This window comes from Luteibacter sp. PvP120, assembly GCF_054055715.1.
This window is the reverse complement of sequence record NZ_JBSRXP010000006.1, coordinates 275,357-295,047: the sequence shown is the minus strand read 5'-3', so window position 1 is coordinate 295,047 and position 19,691 is coordinate 275,357. Positions and strand designations below refer to the sequence as shown.

The window sequence follows — 19,691 nt, the reverse complement described above, 5'->3', positions numbered from 1 at the left end:
ACCGCTCCACGCTTCAGACGAACGGCCCTTGCGTGCACCTGTCCCGCCGGATCACCGCCCACGGTCCGGCGTTGAGCGGGGTGTGGGGGAGGGGAGCCTCCATGGCCCTTCGTGGGTATCCAGAGGAGCGTTTCTCATCATGCGAGTGCATACCCTGCTGGCAGCCGCCAGCCTGACGGCCTTGGCCGTCGTTTCTCCCACCTCGGCCACCGATCGTCCCCACCTGGCCGATCCCCAGTGGGATGGCCCCACCGCCGTCGCCCGTGCCCGCGTAGCGGCAGACGTACTGATGGCCTCGTACGACCCCGGCAAAGCCTGGTTCCCCGCCAGTTGGTGGAACTCCGCCGTCGCCCTGCAGACCATCGGCGACTACATGCAACGCACCGGTGACCGTCGCTACCTCGGCCAACTGGACAACACCTTCGAGAAGGACAAGGGTGCGTTCCCCGCCGGCGTGCTCTCGGGCGATCCGCTGCTGGGCAACTTCACCAGCCGCGCCATCGATGACTCCGAGTGGTGGGGTCTCACCTGGCTGCAGGCCTACGACCTGACCCACGATCCCAAGTACCTGGACATGGCGGTCACCATTGCCGACTACGTCAACGGCTACTGGGATACCTCCACCTGTGGCGGTGGCGTCTGGTGGGATGGCGAGCGCACTTATAAGAATGCCGTGACCAACGGCCTGTGGATTCGTCTCACGGCCGAGCTGCATAACCGCCTCCCCGGCGACACGCTGTGGCTGGGCCGCTCGCGCGCCGCGTGGTCATGGTTCCAGGGCAGCGGCATGGTCAACGCCGATGGCCTGGTCAACGACGGCCTCACCAACGCCTGCACCAACAACGGCCAGGCCGTGTGGAGCTACAACCAGGGCATGCTGATCGGTGGCGGCCTGGAACTGTGGCGCGCCACCGGCGACCCCGCCATCCTCGTTAGCGTGCGCCGCCTCGCGGACGCCGCCATCGGCCCGAACGGTCTGGTCACCAACGGCATCCTGTCCGAACGCTGCGACGCGTCCGACCAGACCTGTGACGACAACGGCAAGCAGTTCAAGGGCATCTTCACCCGCTACTGGACGGACCTGGTCGACACCACCCACGACCGCCGCTACGCGGCCTTCCTCGATCGACAGGCCAACAGCGTCTGGGACAACGATCGCGACGCCGCCGGACGTCTGGGCACCCGCTGGTCCGGCGCCACCAGTGATAGCCATCCCAATGTATTCGACTGGCGCACGCAGGCCAGCGCCCTCAGTGCCTTGGTCGGCTATATCCCCGCCACGCCACCGCACGAATCGCTAGCGGCCACGCTGTCGCCGGCGCAGCCGGTCATCATGCCCTCGGCGTCGGGCGTCACCTCGGTCGCGCTCGATCTTGGCATCTCCGCCACCGGCGTGCTGCCTGTGCAGGCGTTGACGGTAATCGACACCCCCGCAGGATGGCGCACCACGCCACGCGCCGCCCGTCTCCCCCTGCAACCCCGCGGCAACGCAACGCCCGTGTACGGCAACGTTCCCTTGCAGCTCACGGTGCCGGCGACGGCGACCGACGGACACCATGCCGTCACCGCCAATGTCGCGGCCGCCGGCCTGGGCTTCAGTACGCAGGCCGACGTGCTGGTGGCGCACGCGATCGACTTCGACACGGGGACGGTAGATGAGAATCCTTGGCTGGTCGATGCCGGCGGCTCGCAGAGCAACGGCGTGCAGAACCGCTTCGCCGACGGCAATGCGCACTTCACCTATCGGTTCCCGTTCCCGGCCGATACCACGTCCGCCCACGTCACCCTGACCATCGATGCCGAGTACCTGGTGCAGGTCAGCCTCGACAACGCGCACTGGACCACCGTGTTGCAGGAAGACCGCCCGATCACCGACGGCTCCAACAAGGCCGACCACAGCATCGACCTGACGCCGTACCTGGGCAAGGCCATTAACGGCTCGCGGCCGATCTATCTCAAGGTCTCGGACTCTTTCCCCAGTGATGGATGGGGCGGACGCGTGTATCACGTGGCGGCCACGATCGTGCAATAGCGGTACGGGCACCTCCGCCCCTGCGTGAGCGGCGGCGGTGCCTTCTTATGTTGCGGCCACAGGGCAGGGCATCCGGCAGATAAAGCCGGAGGGATCGGATATCGTTCGCGCTACCACCCCGATCGAGGCCAGGCACGATGCGCTTCCCCATTCCGCTCGCGATGCTTGTCGCCTGCCTCATCGCCCAGGCCGCCACGGCCCGCGACCTCGGCGTGACACCCCTCACGGGCGAGCAGCGCGACGACGTCGCCAGCTACTACGACAACGGCAGCCAGATGCTCAAGGCGCTGGCGTACCCCGATGCCTACACCAACCTGCGCATGCTGGCCTTCGGCGGCAACCGTAACGGTCCCACGATCGACGGCAAGAGTTACATCTCGCTGCACGCCTACGGCTTCATCGAAGACCACGGCGGCTACCTCGCCAAGTGGGAGATCAAGGACACCAACGGCAGCCCGCTCTGCGGCATCCAGCCGCTGACGTCACTGGTCGATGTGATCGATGCGGGTGACGGCAATGCCTTGGTGATGGTGCCGTACTGGATCGATTGCGACGGCCTCGATCCGACCACGGTGAAACTGATCACCGTGTACAAGGACACGAAGTACGCGATCCGCGGCAGCCTTCCCCGGCAACCGGGTGACGAGGTCGTGCGCGTGCCGGGCGACAACTTCAAGGCATTGCCGGAGGCAGTGCAGAAAACGGCGATGGCGTATTACGACAAGGTCGAGGCGGCGGTGAAGAAGGCCTCGGGTTGGACGTCTCCGAACTAGAACGGAACGGCATCCCGGTTGAAATGGCCCGCTTTCTCATCCCCGCGACTACAGACAACCGCAAGTTGATTTGTTACGTTCGTCACGTCGCCTGCGCCGGGTTCCACACGCTCCGCAGGCGACCACCGCATCAAGCGGTGAAGCGCGGCCCAAGGGTGCTACCAACACCCTTGGACCGCTGACCATAGCCAACTGAATAGAGAGTTGATCATGGCTGACACCGATCATACGGTACTCGCTCGCCCGCCGAATCCCCCCGGCGACACACCCACCGGTTACCGGGCGGTCTGCGTCCCTCGCAGATACGGTTGAAGAACCGCGGCGCCTGCCGTTGGAGTTGAGATTTTTCCCTGCCGAAGCACGCGGCGCGTTATCGCGTGAGCGGCAGAAAGGCGAGCGCCGCTACACACGTCGTCAATCACACCGTCCGGCGCCCGGCCACGGGCAGCCGTGAACCCGCGAATCCGCATGATCCGCGGCACACCGCGTTCCAACGGTGTGCCGCACCTGGAATCGCGAACGACGGTCAACAGGAGAAAGCGATGACCCAATCGAGCGAACGCCCGACACCGGACTCTATGTGCTACCACGCCGACCCGGAAGCGACCGCCCATGCGCTGTTGAACGAAGCCACCGAATGGCTGCAGTTTGCGCGTGGTCTGACCGGACTGCTGGCCGACCTGATCCACGAGGCCGACACCGTGGATTGCAAGCGAATGGCCTTGGGTCTGGAAGCCATTGGCGCACTGACGAACATGGGCGTGCAGTGCGCGGCACAGGCGCATGTGCGGATGTGTTGGGAGCAGGCCCAGAGAGGATGCGAGCTGGGCGACGGAACGGGACGCTAGCTTAGTTCGACCCCAGCTCCGGCGTCGTCTTCTCAAGGATCTTCATCGACTTCGCGTTCTCCGCCTGCCAGGCGGAGATCTCGGCTTTCGTGGTCGGCGTCGATCCCGTAGCCCGTGGTTTGCCGTCGGCCGCGGTGATCGGCGTCTGCGCGTTGGCGGCGTTGCTGGTATCCCGTGCGGCATAAGAAGCCGGTGCTACGCCATGCGACGCGCGGTAATCGGGGTAGGGTGTCGCCGCGCGTGCCTGAACGTCGCGCGCATTCGCCCTGGCATTAGCCACGTTCTGCGAGGTCGATCGGATGATGCTGGCAGACATGTTGCTAAAGACGTGCGGGATATAAAAGCAGACGAACAACACCATCGCGGCGAAAGCCACAAGTCTGACGGCGATGGACCTCGCCGAGGCCGGATGACTCCTTCGCCTGTGGCGCCTTTCCACCACCCAGCTGGGCATCTCGTCGCGTGCCGAGGAAGAGGGCATATCCATCTCCGGGATCGGACCCAGCATGGCGCGGATCTCGGCGCCCCCGATCAGCTGGATCGGCATGTACTTCTCCGCCGAGCGCATCGCATGATTGGTGAACTCACCGGACGATATGAGGACGGCGCGCTGTGCACCCTGGGTGTGCATGACGCCGATCAGCTCGTGCACGGCGTTATGCGGCACCTGACCGGTGTTCCAGTGCTTGCACTGCACCACGGTGTACTCGCCGCCGCGGAACAGCTTGAGGTCGATGCCGCCGTCGCTCATCCCGAGTGTGGCCCCGGTACCCGTGTGCTCCACGCGATAGCCCTGCCCGCGGTAGTACTCCGCGACACGGCGCTCGAAGTCGTCCCAGCCCACCCGGGTAAGCGAGTCGTCCCACCGTGAGCGCACGGGCTTCCAGCGGTTACCCATGACTGATCGCCGGGCACGCCGCACAGGCCGGGCGCACCTGCGCCGATACGATCGAAGCCATGTGTTCCCCTTGATACGCGGTGTGCGGGTTCCGCAGGGATAGGCCGAGCGGTGAAGGAAATAGTACTTACGAAACGTCGCTTTGGGTAATCAGCCTCTAAGCGTTTTCCGGCTGGAGTGGCAACTGCATCAGCTCCAACGTGATGTTGTCCGGCCCCGACACATACACCACCAGCGTCCCTTGCCTTGGCCCACCGGGAATCGCCTGAGGACTCCCCTTGACCCTCCACCCCGCCGCCTCGATACGCGCGATCGCCGCATGTATGTCACGCACCGCCAGCGCCAGGTGCACGGCACCGATAGCTCCCGCACTTTCAGGTGCCAAACCATGGCGAGCACCCTGCGAGTACGCCAGCAGCTCGACCATGTAGCCGCCCGGTGCCCTGACGATGGCGGTCCGCACCTGAGGATCGTCGACACCGGTCACCTGATGCAGGAACGTGCCGCCCATCTCCGACTGCCGCTCGAGTGTGAAGCCGAGGGCCTCTGTCCAGAAGCGTATGGCGTCGTCCAGCGATGACACGACGAAGCCCGTATGGTCGACGGCGATAACGCCTGCGTTGGTGTCCACGGTCTGGTTTTTTCCGGCTGTCATGACGAAGATCGTAGCAGTACTCGTTTCCCGCCCGTCACTTCGTCGATAATCGCCGCCTGCATCGGCGCTACTGCCCAGGCATTCAGTGGAAAAATCGAATGAACCGTACTTACCGTCCCGCAGGGAACAGCGCCCCGCGGCTTTGCCAGGCGCTGCTGGCCGCCGGCCTCTGTGTCTCCCTGTCCCCCGCGTTCGCGCAGGATGCCTCGGGGGCGCCGCTCTCCGGCGATATCCACGCCAACCTGCCCGGCGCACTGGCCGATGATGGCCGCTTCCAGCGCGACGCGATCAACCAGCACCTGATCACGCAGTACGCCGACCAGACCGAAGACGCCGTGGCCACGTGGGCATCGGCGTGGGGCCATCGCGGCCACCACGACGAGGACGGCAGCGCGGCCAGGCTGGACACCAAGGGCAGTGGCGTGATGGTGGGTGCCGACATGGGCGTGGGGGCGCAGTCGCGTCTCGGTGTTGCGCTGGGCGGCGGTCGTGTCTCCGCGGATGCGCGTGACGAGTCGGCCAGTGGCCGCTCGCTGACCGCCGCGATCTACGGCGGCGGCCAGTACGGCAACGTGCTGATCCAGGCGGGCGGGCTCTACGCGCGCTACGACGTCGATACGCATCGCACGGTGGTGGACCTGGGTACGCTGGCCGCCCGGCTGGCAGGCAGCATGAAGGGCCAGGCGTTGCAGGGTTTCGTCGAGGCGGCCTACGAGTTCCGCTGGGACTCCGGCGGGCTGGCGCCGTTCCTCAGCCTGGCGCAGCAGCAGTTGCGCACGGGCTCGGTGAACGAACGCGGCGGTGTCGCGGCGTTGCACGTGATGAGCGACAAGAGCGACGTCACCTACGGCACGCTGGGCCTGCGCGCCCGCAAGGACTTCGGCGAGGATGGTCGCTTCGGGATATTCGGCAGCGTGGGTTGGCAGCATGCGGCGGGCGATACGCAGCCCGCCAGTCGCCAGCGCTTCATCGCGGGCGGTGCCACCATCGAGTCGCTGGGTACGCCCATCGCGGAGAATGCCGGCGTCGGTGTGGCGGGCATCCGCTTCCTGGCCACGCCCACGGTGACCGTGGATGCGTCGTGGAACGGTCAGTTCGCCAGTGCGGCGAAGGACCAGTCGGCGCGGCTTGCGCTCAACTGGGTGTTCTGACCGCTCAGGGCATCGCCACCGTCGCCGCATGCGCGGCGGTGGCCTGCATCGACTGCATCTGCGCGCGCTGGATCTCGTGGATGTAGACGCCATACATCACGCACAGCATCAGGCCCATGACGATCACCGCGCCCACGGCGGCGACCATGGGCGCACGGCTGCGCAGGTGATCCTCATCCTCGGCCCAGGGCGGCACGCCACCGGGCAGCAGCACGGGCAGCGGCGGTTCGGGCACCTTGCCCAGGATGGCGCGGATGCGCATACCGTCGATCAGCGTGACGTGGGGCAGGCGCTCGGCGAACTCCACGGCCGAGCGGCTGAACTCGCCCGAGGTAATGGCGATGACCTGGCTGGCACCGGCGGCCGGCATGGCGTTCACCAGCTGGCGAACGTCCTGGTGCGGTACCTGCTGGGCCACCCAGTGACGGCACTGGACGATGATGGAGGTGGCGCCGCGGGTGAGGGTCAGGTCCATGGCGTCTTCCGCGCGGTGGCGGCCGGCGCGACCGCCGGTGTGCTCCACCACGTAGCCCTGCTCACGGTAATGCGTGGCCACCAGGCGACCGAACTCGTCCCACGGGATGCGTGTCAGCGCGTCGTCGTGCCGAAAACGCACAGGCTTGGTGAACCTCATCGCCGGTCTCCCGGGAGGTCACGCAGCAAGGAAGGGCGCACGTGGGCGCTATATGGGACAGCCATGGTGGTTCCCCTCGTCCGAACGTTGCGCACCCCCTTGGCACGTCGCTGGACGGGGTGGAATATAGCGGGTTGTTGCCGGAATTCCTGTAGGCGAAACCCTACATTTGGGGACGCAGTTGTGAACCTGTCTTCACGCGGTGCCGGTAGATTTGGACGTCTTGCCATCCACTCCCTCTTGAGGACATGCCTCCCGTGCCGACCCCGACCCGATCGATCGCCCTTGCCGTGCTCTTGTGCTCCCCGGTGCTGGCACACGCCGCCGGCTTCGACTGCGCCAAGGCCGGCACCCCGGTCGAGAAAGCGATCTGCGCCTCGCCGAAGGTGTCCGCGCTGGATGGCGAACTGGGCCAGGCGTTCCGTGCGGCCCTCGCCGCGCATCCCGGCATGGCCGAAGCCCTGAAACTGGACCAGCGCCACTGGCTGGCCGAGCGCGATGCCGCCGTGTGGTCGCAGCTGCGCATGGCGCCGGGCAAGCCGCTGCCGGCGACGGTAGCAAGCTACCGGGCACGGATCGACGTGCTCAAGGGCCTGGACACGCCGGCACCGGCGCCGCTGGATCGCATCCGCACGGTGCTGGGCAAGGTATCGGACGGATCGCGCGACGTGCTCGACCAGCTCGGCGAGCACGGTGTGCCCATCACGCGATCGACAGACGGCGACGTGGAAAGACCGGGCGATTTTCCGTTCCAGCCGGACAAGACCGTCGCGGCCGCCCTGGCCTCTGCGAACACCACCTACTGGCGCAAGCTGCCCGGCTCGCCGGTGAGTTCGCTGTACGCCATGGAAGGCACGATGCATTGCTGGGACGAGACGCCGTTCCGCATCGACGGGAACAAGGCGATCGCCGTGCCGACGCCGGTGTCCTGGAGCGGCGACTGCATGTCGCAGCACGACCTGGCGAAGATCGGTGACGACTACGTCGCCCTGTGGCTGGCCTATCCGACCCCGGACGAAATGATCCTGCAGACGGCGCGCTGGGAGGGCAAGGCGTTTGGCAAGGACGCGCGGCTGGTCGCGCGTTTCGATTACACCCTGTCGGTCAAGGGCAGCGCGTGCGCACCGAAGCAGTCGCCGTGCGACGACTTCGCCACGACGGCCATGGCGGCGGTCGCCCGTTACGATCGCAGTCCGATGGCGGCGACACTCGCACGTAACCTCGCTGGCAAGGACAAGGCGACCTACGATGCGCTGGTGGCCGCGGCGAAAGGCGGCAAGGGCCTGGCAACGTCGAACGGCGGCGTGGCTCCCGATCTTCCCGATTTCGGCAGCGGTTACGCCGATGGCGTGATGGCCGGCTACAGCGAGGATGCCGACGTTTTCCCGCTCACCTTCCGCGGCGAGACCCTGCTGGGCTACATCGACCACGGCCATGTCGGCTGGCGCGTCAACAACGACTGGATCGTCTCGGCCTGGCGCCTGAAAGGCGACGCGCTGGAGCCGGTGGCCTCGGTGTATGTCGAGGTGAAGAGGGGCGCCTTCCTGCTGTCGTCGATGGTGCCGGTGCCGCCGCCGGAGGAACACTGAGGCTGACATGCGGCGCTACCAGCGCACGGTGACGCTGATCCGTACGCCCTGGTCCTTCGCGCCGCCGCCGAACATGCCGCGGTAGCTCGCATCCACCGAGGTGCCCTTGCTGGTGGCGAAGGCGATGCCGACATCGGCCACCACCGCGTGGCGCGGTGTCGGCACGCCGATGGCGCGGAACGGATCGCCACCGCTGGCATAACGCTGCGTGTCCACGGGGCGCACGTCGTCGCCCCAGGCCTGCTGCACGCCGACGCCGGCGTGCCCCACCACGCCATCGGCGAACTGCATGGCGCCGCGCACGCCGATCGTGCCGATGTCGACATGGCCGCGGTTGGCATCGACGCGCAGCGCGGCGATGTCGTTGGTCTCGTGGATGGGATCCTGATGCAGCTGGGCCCGCGCGAGGTTGACGAAGGGGGTGATCGAGCCGCGGTCGAAACCGATGCGGTAGCCGCCGTCCAGCCACGCCTGCGCGATACCGCTGTCGTAGCGCGCGGACGCGGTGTTGCCGATGCCCAGGCCGGCCACGCTGGCGCGGCGGTGGCTCTGCAACTGGCTCCATGAATAGCTGACGCCGCCCTGCCAGTGCAACGCACCGTGCGCGCCCGCGGCATACACGCCGACGATGGAGGTCTTGGACTGCACGTCCGCGCCCGGCGTGCGTGCGGTGAGGGTGCCGGCGCCGGCGATCAGGCCGACATGGGCGTCGCCCAGGTCCCGGTCGACGCCACCCAGCACGCCGCCGCCATTGCTGCGCAGGCGTGCGGCCTCGTCGTTACGGTCTTGGTCGCCCCAGTGGCCCCAGGTGGACGTCCACAGGCCGTCGTCCCGCGTGCCGCCTTCTTCCTGCACCAGCGAGTGGCGCAGCACGGTCGCGCGGATCTGCCGGGCGTCGTCCAGCATGGCGGTGCGCGTGGAGGTGAGCATGCTGCCGTCGATGACGGCCGCCGCGGAGGACGACGAGAATACGAGCAGCCCCGTGCCGGCCCCGAGGGCGGCAAGGATGGGCAGTTTCTGACGTGACGCGCAATGACGGTACGGCGGCATGGGTGCTGGATTTCCCCGGTGAGGCGACGGGGAACCGACGCACGTCGGCCCCCGGGGTCATCGCAGCAATGCCTGTGCCAGCGCGTGTGAAGGCCTTCACATACGTGAGGCGCCGGCAGGTTTACGCCTTGCGACGGCGCAGCGCATAGCCGATCGCCAGCAGCGCGAACCAGGCCGGGCTGGCGATCAGCGCCTGGCGGGTGTCGCTTTCCAGGGCCAGCAAGCCCAGCACGAAGGCGAAGAAGGCCAGGCACACCCAGCACATCACCACGCCACCGGGCATCTTGTACGACGACACGGCGTGCAGTTCCGGACGCTGGCGCCGGTAGGCGATGTACGCCGCCAGGATCAGCGACCACACGAACATGAAGAGGATGGCGGCCAGTGTCGTGACCAGCGTGAACGCGGTGACGAGGTTGGGTACCACGGCGATCAGCATGGCGCCGCCGAGCAGGCAGATGCACGAGAACAGCAGCCCGCGCGAGGGCACCGCGGCGCGGGACAGCCGGCGGAACGCGGACGGCGCGTGGCCTTCCTCGGCCAGGCCGAACAGCATGCGGCTGGTGGAGAAGATGCCGCTGTTGGCCGACGAGGTGGCCGAGGTGAGCACCACGAAGTTGATCAGGCTGGCCGCGGCGGGGATGCCGGCCAGCAGGAACAGCTCGACGAAGGGGCTCTTGCCCGGCACCACCTGGCGCCACGGCGTCACCGACATGATCACCACCAGCGACAGCACGTAGAACAGGATGATGCGCACGGGAATCGAGTTGATCGCCTTGGGCAGGTTGCGCTCCGGGTCGGCCGTCTCGGCGGCCGTGGTGCCGACCAGCTCGATGCCGACGAAGGCGAACACGGCGATCTGGAAACCGGCGAAGAACCCACCGATGCCCATGGGGAAAAAGCCCCCGTCCGCCCACAGGTTGGACAGCGAGGCCACGTGCCCGTCGGGCGAGGTGAAGGCCCAGGCCATCATGCCGAAGCCGGTGACGATCAGCGCGCAGATGGCCACGATCTTGATCAGCGCGAACCAGAATTCCAGCTCGCCGAACAGCTTCACCGTGGTGAGATTGAGCACCAGCAGCAGTAGCACGCACAGCACCGCCGGCACCCACGGGGCCAGCCCGGGAAACCAGAACTGCGCGTACGAGGAGATGGCGATCACGTCCGCGATGGCGGTGATGATCCAGCAGAACCAGTAGGTCCACCCGCAGTAGAAACCGGCCCAGGGCCCCAGCAGGTCGGTGCAGAAGTCGATGAACGACTTGTACTCGAGGTTGGACAGCAGCAGCTCGCCCATCGCCCGCATGACGAAGAACAGCATCACGCCGATGATCAGGTACACGAACAGGATGGACGGCCCGGCCAGGCTGATCGTCTTGCCCGAGCCCATGAACAGCCCGGTGCCGATGGCCCCGCCGATGGCGATCAGCTGCAGGTGGCGGTTGGACAGGCTGCGCCTGAGGTGCTCGGGTGACGACTCCTGCGGAAGGGACATCGGGATGCTCGGGTCGGGACGAAGCGACGAACATACGGGGAACCGCCCGGGCCCGCAAACGCTTCCGTCCCGATGTCGGTCAGCGGGGCCGGGTGATGCTTTGCCCGCCGAACACCTGCGGCAGCACCTTCGGCAGGAAGCTGTGCGGGAAGACGGGAGCGATGGCGCTCGCTTCGTCCAGGCGTTGGACGTGCGCCTCGGAGAGGGTGACCTCCAGCGCCGCCAGGTTCTCCTCGAACTGGACGGCCGTGCGCGCGCCGATGATCGGGATGACCGTGGGCATCTGCCGGGCCATCAACCATGCGATGGCCGTCTGTGCCACGGTGTGGCCCACGTCCTCAGCGACATCGCGCAGCACATCGACGATGTCGAGGTTGTGCTCGCTGAGCGCGCCCATGCCGGCGGCCACTGCCGCGCGCGTCCCGTTCCACGGGTCGGCATCCTTGTGCCGGGCGATGTCCTCGCGGGTGTACTTGCCGCTGAGCACGCCGCTGCCCAGCGGCGACCAGGCCAGCACGCCCAGGCCCAGTTCGTGGGCCATCGGTAGCAGGTCGTGCTCCACGGTGCGCTCGATCAGGCTGTGTTCGATCTGCAGGGCGACCAGCGGTGCCCAGCCGCGCAGGTCGGCCAGCGTCTGCATGCGTGCCACCTGCCAGGCGGGCGTATCGGAGATGCCGGCGTAGACGATCTTGCCCGCGCTGACCAGGTCGTCGAAGCCGCGCATCACCTCCTCGACCGGCACCAGGCCATCCCACACGTGCAGGTAGTAGAGGTCGATGTAGTCGGTGTCCAGGCGACGCAGGCTGGCTTCCACGGCGCGCACCATGTTGCGCCGGTGGTTGCCGCCGGCATTGGGGTTGCCCGGTTCCGTCGCCAGCGAATACTTGGTGGCGACCACTGCGTTGTCGCGGCGCCCGGAGAGGAATTTACCCAGAAGGGTCTCCGACGTGCCGCCGGTATAGAAGTTGGCGGTGTCGATGAAGTTGCCGCCGCGCTCCATGTAGAGATCCAGCATGCGGCGGGATTCCGCTTCGGCGGCACCCCAGCCCCAGTCGTCGCCGAAGGTCATCGTGCCCAGCGACACCGGGCTGACGCGCAGGCCGGAGCGGCCGAGGGTGAGGTAGTCGTTCAGTCGCGTGCTCATCGTGCCGTCCTGTGGAGAGGAAACAGACCCGACGATAGGCGCGTGGCTGGCGTGGATAAATCGGCCGGCGCGGCATAGGCTATGAAGCCCGGCTTCACAATGGCTGCGCGATGTCCTCCGAACTGCTGCCCGCCATCGCCGCCTTCGCGCGTGTCGCGCACCATGCCAGCTTCACCCGTGCGGCCGCCGAGCTGGGCGTGTCGCCTTCGGCCCTGTCCCAGACGGTGCGGGCGCTGGAAGGGCGCCTGGGTGTGCGGCTGCTCGATCGCACCACGCGTCGGGTCGGCATCACCGAGATCGGCCGGCGTTTCCTCGACGAAGCGCAACCCGCGCTGGCGACGCTGGCCCAGGCGGTCGAGTCGGTCAACGAATCGCGCGCATCGGCGGCCGGCCTGCTGCGGATCAACCTGCCGCGGGTGATCGCGGAAGTGATCGTGCTGCCGCACCTGGCGGAGTTCGCGGCGGCCTATCCGGACGTGGTGGTGGACCTGCATTGCGAGAACACTTTCGTCGACCTGGTGGATGGCGGTTTCGATGCCGGTTTCCGTATCGGCGAGAGCCTGGCGCAGGGCGTGGTGGCCGTGCCGGTGGGCGGACCCCAGCGCCTGGCCACGTTCGCCTCGCCCGCCTACGTCGCGCGGCACGGCATGCCGGTGGACCTGGCCGACCTTTCGGGGCATCGCTGCACCAGCGTCCGCCTGGCCAACGACCGCAGCCTGATGCCGTGGGAGTTCCTGGAGGGTGGCCGCATCGTGGAGCGGGATACCCGCCCGGCCATGGTCAGCAACGACGGCGAGGTGCTGTTGAAGGCGGCGCTGGCCGGCGTGGGCATCGGATGTCACTTCGAGACGCTGGTGCTCGACGATCTGGCCGCGGGTCGTCTGGTCCCGGTGCTGGAAGCGCACTGGCCCACGTATGCGCCCTTCCATGTGTACTATCCCAGCCGCATGCACGTGCCGCGGAAGCTGCGTGTTTTCATCGACTTCTTTCGCGAGCGCCATGCGCCCGCCGCCACCCGAGGACCCACCGCATGACCGCCGACTACCACCAGGCCCTGATCGGGGCGTACATCGACGCCTATAACCGTTTCGACGTCGAGGGCATGCTGGTGACACTCACCGACGACGTGCGCTTCGAGCACCACGTGGCCGACCAGCTGGCGGTGGCCACGGACGGCAAGGCGGATTTCGAGAAACTGGCGCGGGTGGGGGCGGCGCTGTTCGCCTCGCGCAAGCAGACCCTGGTGGACCTGCGCGACGACGGCGATACGGTGGTCGCTACCATCGATTTCCACGGTGAGATTGCCGAGGACATCCCGGACGGCCCTGGCGCGGGCACGATCATCGAGATGCAGGGTACGTCGGAGTTCGTCTTCCGTGACAACCGGATCGCACGGGTGATCGATCGCGGGTGACCGATCCAGGCCTGAGGCGGCAGGCCTGTCGCGTCAGGCAGCGAGGCGCTCGATGGCGGCCAGCAGCGATTTGCGGTCGTACGGCTTGGCCAGGTAGCCCATCGGCTCCTGCACCCAGGCATGCTGTTCCTTCGCCTCGCCGGATGTGACCAGAATCGGCATGTCGCTGTGCCGACGGGCCAGCTCCTGCCCCGAGACCGTGCCGGGCATGCGCACGTCGGTGAACAGCAGGTCGGCCTTGCCGGTTTCCAGCCAGGCTTCGGCTTCGTCGCCATTGCGCGCCGTGTGCACCTCGTAATCCCCCTCGAGGATCATCGCGGTCAGTTCGCGGATGGCATCGTCGTCCTCGACGAGCAGAACGACGCGCTTGGGCTGTGATGTCATGGTGGGCACTTTTGAGGGAATGAACGGCGAGGCAGATACCGGTTCTGGCGTGAATGCCTTGTCAACGTCAGGGGGTGCCCGGGTGCTATTCCATTGCGCCTTGTGCCCCCGCATCATATAGCTTTACAGGGGGACCACCATGACCGCACTCAGCCAGCAGACCGTCGAAGCCATTCGTTCCAACGAGGCGCACCTCCTCGCCAGCTGGAAGGTCAACCTGGAAGCCAGTGGCGTGTCGCGCGATTCCCGCCTCAACCACGTCGAGTTCGACGCGCAGACGCGCGACTTCCTGCGCCTGCTGGTCAGCGGCGCCTATGTGGGCGACGCCACGCTGGCCAACCAGGAATGGTCGGAAACCCGGGTGTTCCTCGAGAAGCTGTCGCGCAGCCGCGCCATGCAGGGTTTCGACTCGCAGAGCACGGCCAGCTTCATCTTCTCGCTCAAGCGTCCGCTGTTCGATCTGCTGCAGCGCGAATACGCCACCGACCCGACCGAGCTGGGCAACCAGCTTTGGGCGATTTCGGAGTTGATCGACGCGCTGGGCATGCACACCATCCGCGCGTTCCAGAAGTCGCGCGAGGACGTCATCGCCCGCCAGCAGGAAGAACTGCTGGAGCTGTCCACCCCGGTGGTGAAGCTGTGGGACGGCGTGCTGGCGCTGCCCATGATCGGCACGCTGGATTCGCAGCGCACGCAGGTGGTCATGGAGTCGCTGTTGCAGCGCATCGTCGAAACCGGCTCGGAAATCGCCATCATCGACATCACCGGCGTGCCCACCGTGGACACCCTGGTGGCCCAGCACCTGCTCAAGACGGTCACCGCGATTCGCCTCATGGGTGCCGACGCCATCATCAGCGGCGTGCGTCCGCAGATCGCGCAGACCATCGTGCACCTGGGCCTGGACCTGCAGGGCATCGTGACCAAGGCCAACCTCGCCGACGCCCTGGCGCTCGCGCTGAAGCGCCAGGGCGTCACCGTCTCCAAGGCCGCCTGACGCCATGGACCGCATCCCTATCCTGCGCATGGGCGAGTTCCTCCTGGTCACCATCCAGGTGGACATGCACGACCAGCTGGCCCTCACGCTGCAGGACGACCTGGCCGAGCGCATCAGCGCCACGTCCGCCCGCGGCGTGCTGATCGACATCTCGGGGCTGGACATCGTCGATTCCTTCATCGGCCGCATGATCGGCACCATCTCCGGCCTGTCCAAGATCATGGACGCGGAAACCGTGCTGGTCGGCATGCAACCTGCCGTGGCCATCACCCTCGTGGAACTGGGGCTCACACTGCCGGGCGTGATCACCGCGCTGGACGTGGAGCGGGGCATGAAGCTGCTGCGTGAACGCGTGCAACGGCAATGACCATCCTCAAAAGCGGCTCCCAGGCGGTCGGCGTCGAGCAGGACGTGGTGCTCGCGCGCCAGACCACGCGCAAGCTGGCGGTGGAGTGCGGATTGCGCCTGGTTGACCAGACCAAGCTGATCACCGCGGCCAGCGAACTGGCGCGTAACACCGTCATCTATGGCGGGGGCGGCGACATGGACTGGGAAATCCTGCAGGAAGAGGGGCGCAAGGGCCTGCGCCTGCTGTTCCGCGACGAGGGTCCCGGCATCGCCGACATGAAGCTGGCCATGACCGACGGCTGGACCTCGGGCGGTGGCCTGGGCCTGGGCCTCACCGGCGCCAAGCGCCTGGTCGACGAATTTTCCGTGGACAGCGCGCCGGGTGCCGGCACGCGCGTCATGATCTGCAAATGGACGTAACCCTCAGCGGCAGCCTGACGCGCGTCGTGCCCATCGAGGAAACCAGCCAGATCGGACATGCGCGTCGCGTGGCGCAGCAGGTGGCGGCCGAGGCCGGCTTCGATGCCACCGATGCGGGCCGCGTGGCGCTGGTGGCGACCGAACTGGCCACCAACGTGCTCAAGCACGCGAAGGGTGGTGAACTGCACATCGCCGCGCTGGATGGCATGGGCGCGCGCGGGGTGGAAGTGATCGCGGTGGATCGCGGCCCCGGGTTCAACCTGGTGGACTGCCTGCCCGACGGCTTCTCCACGGGCGGCACACGGGGCGAAGGCCTGGGGGCGGTCAAGCGCCAGTCCGATGTCATGGACATGTATGCCGACCCGCGCGGCGCGATCGTGCTTGCCCGGATGTATCCCAAGGGCTTCGGCAAGGCGGACATCCGCTTCGGTGCCAGTCACCATGCCTTGCATAGCGAGGAGGTGTCCGGCGACGGCTGGGCGCTGGCGCTGGACGACCAGCGTATCGCCGCCATCGTGGTCGATGGCCTGGGTCACGGTGAGGCGGCGCACGAGGCGGCGCGGGTCGCCGTGGGGACATGGCTGGCCGAGCCGATGGAGGATCCCGTCACCCTGATGGGCGTGCTGGCGCAGGCCATGCAGGGCGGGCGCGGTGGCGCCGTGGCGTTGGCGCGCTTCGACGCGCGCACCGCCGGCCTGCGCTATGCCGGCATCGGCAACATCGCCGGCAGCGTGCACCTGTCCGAGGGTTCACGCGGGCTGGCCTCGCATCCGGGCATCGTCGGCCTGCAGACCCGGCGTGCGCAGGCGTTCGATTTTCCGCAGGTGGCGGGCCGGCTGCTGGTGATGCACAGCGACGGGCTGCAGTCGCGCTGGAGCCTGAAGGATTACCCGGGACTGGTATCCCGCCATCCCGCACTGGTCACGGCGCTGGTGCATCGCGACTTCTGCCGCGGGCGCGACGACGCCACGGTTTTTGCGATCCGACTGGAGGCCGCGGCATGACCGAGCCCGACGAGATCCAGCGCCTGCTTGCCGAGAACGAGGCCATGCGCACCGAACTGGAAGAAACCAACCAGGGCGTGCTGGCGCTGTATGCGGAACTGGACAACCAGGCCGAGCAGCTGCGCGAGGCGTCGGAGCTGAAGAGCCGGTTCCTGTCGTACATGAGCCACGAGTTCCGCACGCCGCTGGGCTCCATCCTCAGCATGACCCGCTTGCTGGACGACGAACTCGACGGCCCGCTGACCCTGGAGCAGCACAAGCAGCTGGCTTTCGTCAGCGGTGCCGCGCGCGAGTTGAGCGACATGGTGGACGACCTGCTGGACCTGGCCAAGATCGAGGCCGGCCGGATCAGCATCTCGGCGGCATGGTTCGAGTTGATGGACCTGTTCTCGGCGCTGCGCGGCATGTTCCGCCCGATCGTCGACAACACCGACGCCGACCTGATCTTCGAAGCCCCGCAGGGCATGCCCAGGCTGTACACCGACGACAAGAAGCTGGCGCAGATCCTGCGCAACTTCATCTCCAACGCGTTGAAGTTCACGCCGCGGGGCGAGGTGCGCGTGACCGCGCAGCTGGAGGGCGACGGCTTCGTGCGCTTTGCCGTGAGCGACACCGGCATCGGCATCCCGGCCGACCTGCAGCACATCCTGTTCGAGGACTTCACCCAGATCGATTCGCCGCTGCAGAAGCGCGTGCGCGGCAGCGGCCTGGGTCTGTCGTTGTGCCGCCAGTTCGCCCACCTGCTGGGTGGTGAAGTGGGCCTGGAAAGCACGCCGGGGGTGGGTTCCGTGTTCCATGTCACCCTGCCGCTGACGTTGCCCGCGGAGGCTGTCGATGCCGCGGAATAACCGCATCCTGATCGTCGACGACAACGCCGCCACGCGCTACGCGATGCGGCGCACGATCGAGCGGCACGGCTACACGGTGATCGAGGCGGGCACCGGCACCGAAGGCCTGCAGATGATCGCGGCCAACGACATCGCCTGCCTAGTGCTGGACGTGAACCTGCCGGACATGAGCGGGTTCGACATCGTGCGCCAGCTGCGCGATGCACCGGAGACGCTGCTGCTGCCGGTGGTGCACGTCTCGGCGGCGTCGATCGAAACCGGCGACATGATCACCGGCCTGGAAAACGGCGCGGACGCCTACCTCGTGCACCCGGTGGATCCGGACGTGCTGGTGGCGACCATCCGCACGCTGGTGCGCGTGCGCGACACCGAGCTGGCGCTGCGCGAATCGGAAGCCCGCTTCCGCGAGATATTCACCAGCATCGCGGCGCCCATTGCCGTCGTCGATGCGGGCCTGAACGTGGTGGAGGCCAACGAGGCCTTCCGCCGGCTGGTCCAGCCGACCGGCGGCACGGAGCGGCTGGACGGCTGTTTCGAAGAGGGCCAGGACGAGCTGCTGGCGCAGATGCGCGTGCACGTGGCGGAGCGGCATCGCTGGCGCGGCGTGCTGTGCATGGCCTCGCGCACGGGCACCCGCGAGACCGAGTGGCGGCTGACGCCCCATCGCGACGGTACCGGCCTGGTTTTCGTCGATGACGTGACCGAGCAGCGCCGCCGCGAACGCGCGCAGCTGGAACAGATCGACACCGCCACCACGCAGCTGGCGCTGGAGATCGCCGAGCGCGAGCGCACGGAGTCGCAGCTGCTGCAGGCGCAGAAGATGGACGCGCTGGGCAAGCTCACCGGCGGCATCGCGCACGACTTCAACAACCTGCTCACCAGCATCATCACCGGCATCGACCTGATCAACCGCCAGGTGGAAGCGGGCAAGCCGGAAAGCGTGCAGCGCTTTGCCGACGCCGCGCTGGGTTCCGCGCGCCGCGCCGCCGCGCTCACCCATCGCCTGCTGGCCTTCGCCCGCCAGCAGCCGCTGAACACGCGCGCCACCGACGTCAACGAGCGCGTGCGTTCGCTGGAAGACATGCTGCGCCGGACCATCGGCGAGCACATCAGCCTCGACCTGTTCCTGTCCACCTCGCCGGTGATCGCCAGCGTGGATGCCAACCAGCTCGAAAACGCGGTGATCAACCTGGTCATCAACGCACGCGACGCGATGCCGGGTGGCGGCGCCATCCGCGTGTCCACGCGCCTGGCCCGCATCGACGGCGATCCCCAGCTGGCCAGCGGCGAGTACGTGATGTTGACCGTGTCCGACAACGGCTCGGGCATCGACCCGGCGATCGTGGACAAGGTGTTCGAGCCCTTCTTCACCACCAAGCCGGTGGGCCAGGGCACGGGGCTGGGCCTGTCGATGATCTACGGTTTCGCACGGCAGTCCGGCGGCCATGCACGTATCGCCAGCGTGGTGGGCGAGGGCACCGACGTGTCGCTGCTGCTGCCCGTAGGCGAGGGCGAGGCCATCGCGCCGGCACCGCGGCGCGGACCCATCGCCGGCGGCAACGGCGAGCATGTGCTGATCGTCGAGGACACCGAGACGTTGCGCATGATGACCGCGGAAGTCCTCACCGAGGCGGGTTACCACTGCATCGTGACCGAAGACACCGACGAGGCGTTGCGCACGCTGCGTGGCGACGACGACATCGACCTGCTGCTGACCGATATCGGCATGCCGGGCATGGACGGCCGTGAGCTGGCCGACGTGGCCCGCGCCTGGCGGCCCACGCTGCCGGTGCTGTTCATGACCGGCTACGCGGAAAGCGCCGTGCAGCGCACGGGCTTCCTCGGCCCGGGCATGGACATGATCACCAAGCCGTTCGAGATCGACGGGCTGCTGGAACGCGTACGCCAGATGCTGGGCTGAGTCGTCGCCGTCCTTGGGCGGGCAGGGACATCGTGAGGCGTTCGCGCGACGCGCACGGCACGTCGACAGCGGAGTGCGATGCTGGCGGT

Annotated in this window: 20 protein-coding genes; 13 read left to right on the top strand and 7 right to left on the bottom strand. The window is 67.4% G+C overall.

Annotation, left to right across the window (positions count from 1 at the left end; genetic code table 11):
- Positions 1-139: 139 nt before the first annotated feature.
- The 3 genes from ACVKN3_RS14260 to ACVKN3_RS14250 all read left to right on the top strand — a co-directional run bounded on the left by ACVKN3_RS14260 (position 140) and on the right by ACVKN3_RS14250 (position 3,653).
- A complete protein-coding gene (locus tag ACVKN3_RS14260; RefSeq protein WP_354514856.1) occupies positions 140-2,032 on the top strand; it encodes a glycoside hydrolase family 76 protein in 1,893 nt (630 codons plus the stop codon).
- Between the two features lie 137 nt (positions 2,033-2,169).
- Positions 2,170-2,805 (top strand): hypothetical protein, encoded by a 636-nt coding sequence (locus tag ACVKN3_RS14255; RefSeq protein ID WP_354514854.1) that lies wholly within the window; start codon positions 2,170-2,172, stop codon positions 2,803-2,805.
- Between the two features lie 542 nt (positions 2,806-3,347).
- Complete coding sequence (locus ACVKN3_RS14250; protein WP_354514852.1) at positions 3,348-3,653, top strand: hypothetical protein; 306 nt, start codon at positions 3,348-3,350, stop codon at positions 3,651-3,653.
- 1 nt (position 3,654) lies between these two features.
- Here the strand turns inward: ACVKN3_RS14250 and ACVKN3_RS14245 are convergent, their stop codons facing one another.
- A complete protein-coding gene (locus tag ACVKN3_RS14245) occupies positions 3,655-4,551 on the bottom strand; it encodes a restriction endonuclease (RefSeq protein WP_354514850.1) in 897 nt (298 codons plus the stop codon).
- Positions 4,552-4,708: 157 nt separating this feature from the next.
- On the bottom strand, positions 4,709-5,206 hold the full coding sequence (locus ACVKN3_RS14240; protein ID WP_354514848.1) for a VOC family protein: 498 nt from the start codon (positions 5,204-5,206) through the stop codon (positions 4,709-4,711).
- 98 nt (positions 5,207-5,304) lie between these two features.
- On the opposite strand from ACVKN3_RS14240, the gene ACVKN3_RS14235 reads away from it, so the two are divergent.
- Positions 5,305-6,357 (top strand): autotransporter outer membrane beta-barrel domain-containing protein, encoded by a 1,053-nt coding sequence (locus ACVKN3_RS14235; RefSeq protein WP_354514846.1) that lies wholly within the window; start codon positions 5,305-5,307, stop codon positions 6,355-6,357.
- Positions 6,358-6,361: 4 nt separating this feature from the next.
- Here ACVKN3_RS14235 and ACVKN3_RS14230 read toward each other — a convergent pair whose 3' ends face one another.
- Positions 6,362-6,991, bottom strand: coding sequence for a restriction endonuclease (locus ACVKN3_RS14230; RefSeq protein WP_354514844.1), 630 nt, complete (start codon positions 6,989-6,991; stop codon positions 6,362-6,364).
- Positions 6,992-7,248: 257 nt separating this feature from the next.
- Here ACVKN3_RS14230 and ACVKN3_RS14225 point away from each other — a divergent pair, with 257 nt between their 5' ends.
- Complete coding sequence (locus ACVKN3_RS14225; RefSeq protein WP_354514842.1) at positions 7,249-8,580, top strand: lysozyme inhibitor LprI family protein; 1,332 nt, start codon at positions 7,249-7,251, stop codon at positions 8,578-8,580.
- Between the two features lie 15 nt (positions 8,581-8,595).
- On the opposite strand, the gene ACVKN3_RS14220 is transcribed toward ACVKN3_RS14225, so the two are convergent.
- The 3 genes from ACVKN3_RS14220 to ACVKN3_RS14210 form a co-directional block, all read right to left on the bottom strand.
- On the bottom strand, positions 8,596-9,630 hold the full coding sequence (locus tag ACVKN3_RS14220) for an autotransporter outer membrane beta-barrel domain-containing protein (protein WP_354514840.1): 1,035 nt from the start codon (positions 9,628-9,630) through the stop codon (positions 8,596-8,598).
- Between the two features lie 121 nt (positions 9,631-9,751).
- Positions 9,752-11,125 carry a D-serine/D-alanine/glycine transporter gene (gene cycA, locus ACVKN3_RS14215; protein WP_354514838.1) on the bottom strand — a complete coding sequence of 458 codons (1,374 nt, stop codon included), beginning with the start codon at positions 11,123-11,125 and terminating at the stop codon, positions 9,752-9,754.
- 79 nt (positions 11,126-11,204) lie between these two features.
- A complete protein-coding gene (locus ACVKN3_RS14210; protein ID WP_354514837.1) occupies positions 11,205-12,269 on the bottom strand; it encodes an aldo/keto reductase in 1,065 nt (354 codons plus the stop codon).
- A gap of 110 nt (positions 12,270-12,379) precedes the next feature.
- Between ACVKN3_RS14210 and ACVKN3_RS14205 the strand changes: the two genes are divergently transcribed.
- A complete protein-coding gene (locus tag ACVKN3_RS14205; protein ID WP_354514835.1) occupies positions 12,380-13,303 on the top strand; it encodes a LysR substrate-binding domain-containing protein in 924 nt (307 codons plus the stop codon).
- A complete protein-coding gene (locus tag ACVKN3_RS14200) occupies positions 13,300-13,683 on the top strand; it encodes a nuclear transport factor 2 family protein (protein WP_036139697.1) in 384 nt (127 codons plus the stop codon). Before ACVKN3_RS14205 ends, ACVKN3_RS14200 begins: the two co-directional genes overlap by 4 nt.
- A gap of 33 nt (positions 13,684-13,716) precedes the next feature.
- Here the strand turns inward: ACVKN3_RS14200 and ACVKN3_RS14195 are convergent, their stop codons facing one another.
- Positions 13,717-14,067, bottom strand: coding sequence for a response regulator (locus tag ACVKN3_RS14195; protein WP_354514833.1), 351 nt, complete (start codon positions 14,065-14,067; stop codon positions 13,717-13,719).
- 139 nt (positions 14,068-14,206) lie between these two features.
- Between ACVKN3_RS14195 and ACVKN3_RS14190 the strand changes: the two genes are divergently transcribed.
- The 6 genes from ACVKN3_RS14190 to ACVKN3_RS14165 are packed head-to-tail and all read left to right on the top strand — an operon-like array spanning position 14,207 to position 19,602.
- Entirely contained in the window at positions 14,207-15,061 is an 855-nt protein-coding gene (locus ACVKN3_RS14190; protein WP_354514831.1) for an STAS domain-containing protein, read from the top strand.
- 4 nt (positions 15,062-15,065) lie between these two features.
- The gene (locus ACVKN3_RS14185; protein ID WP_354514829.1) at positions 15,066-15,428 is read left to right on the top strand and encodes an STAS domain-containing protein; all 363 of its coding nucleotides are present in this window, start codon (positions 15,066-15,068) and stop codon (positions 15,426-15,428) included.
- Positions 15,425-15,829, top strand: coding sequence for an anti-sigma regulatory factor (locus tag ACVKN3_RS14180; RefSeq protein ID WP_354514827.1), 405 nt, complete (start codon positions 15,425-15,427; stop codon positions 15,827-15,829). The genes ACVKN3_RS14185 and ACVKN3_RS14180 overlap by 4 nt, the downstream gene beginning before the upstream one ends.
- The gene (locus ACVKN3_RS14175; RefSeq protein WP_354514825.1) at positions 15,820-16,833 is read left to right on the top strand and encodes an ATP-binding protein; all 1,014 of its coding nucleotides are present in this window, start codon (positions 15,820-15,822) and stop codon (positions 16,831-16,833) included. Before ACVKN3_RS14180 ends, ACVKN3_RS14175 begins: the two co-directional genes overlap by 10 nt.
- A complete protein-coding gene (locus ACVKN3_RS14170) occupies positions 16,830-17,681 on the top strand; it encodes a sensor histidine kinase (RefSeq protein ID WP_354514823.1) in 852 nt (283 codons plus the stop codon). Before ACVKN3_RS14175 ends, ACVKN3_RS14170 begins: the two co-directional genes overlap by 4 nt.
- On the top strand, positions 17,668-19,602 hold the full coding sequence (locus ACVKN3_RS14165) for a response regulator (RefSeq protein ID WP_354514821.1): 1,935 nt from the start codon (positions 17,668-17,670) through the stop codon (positions 19,600-19,602). The genes ACVKN3_RS14170 and ACVKN3_RS14165 overlap by 14 nt, the downstream gene beginning before the upstream one ends.
- The last annotated feature ends 89 nt before the right edge of the window (positions 19,603-19,691 follow it).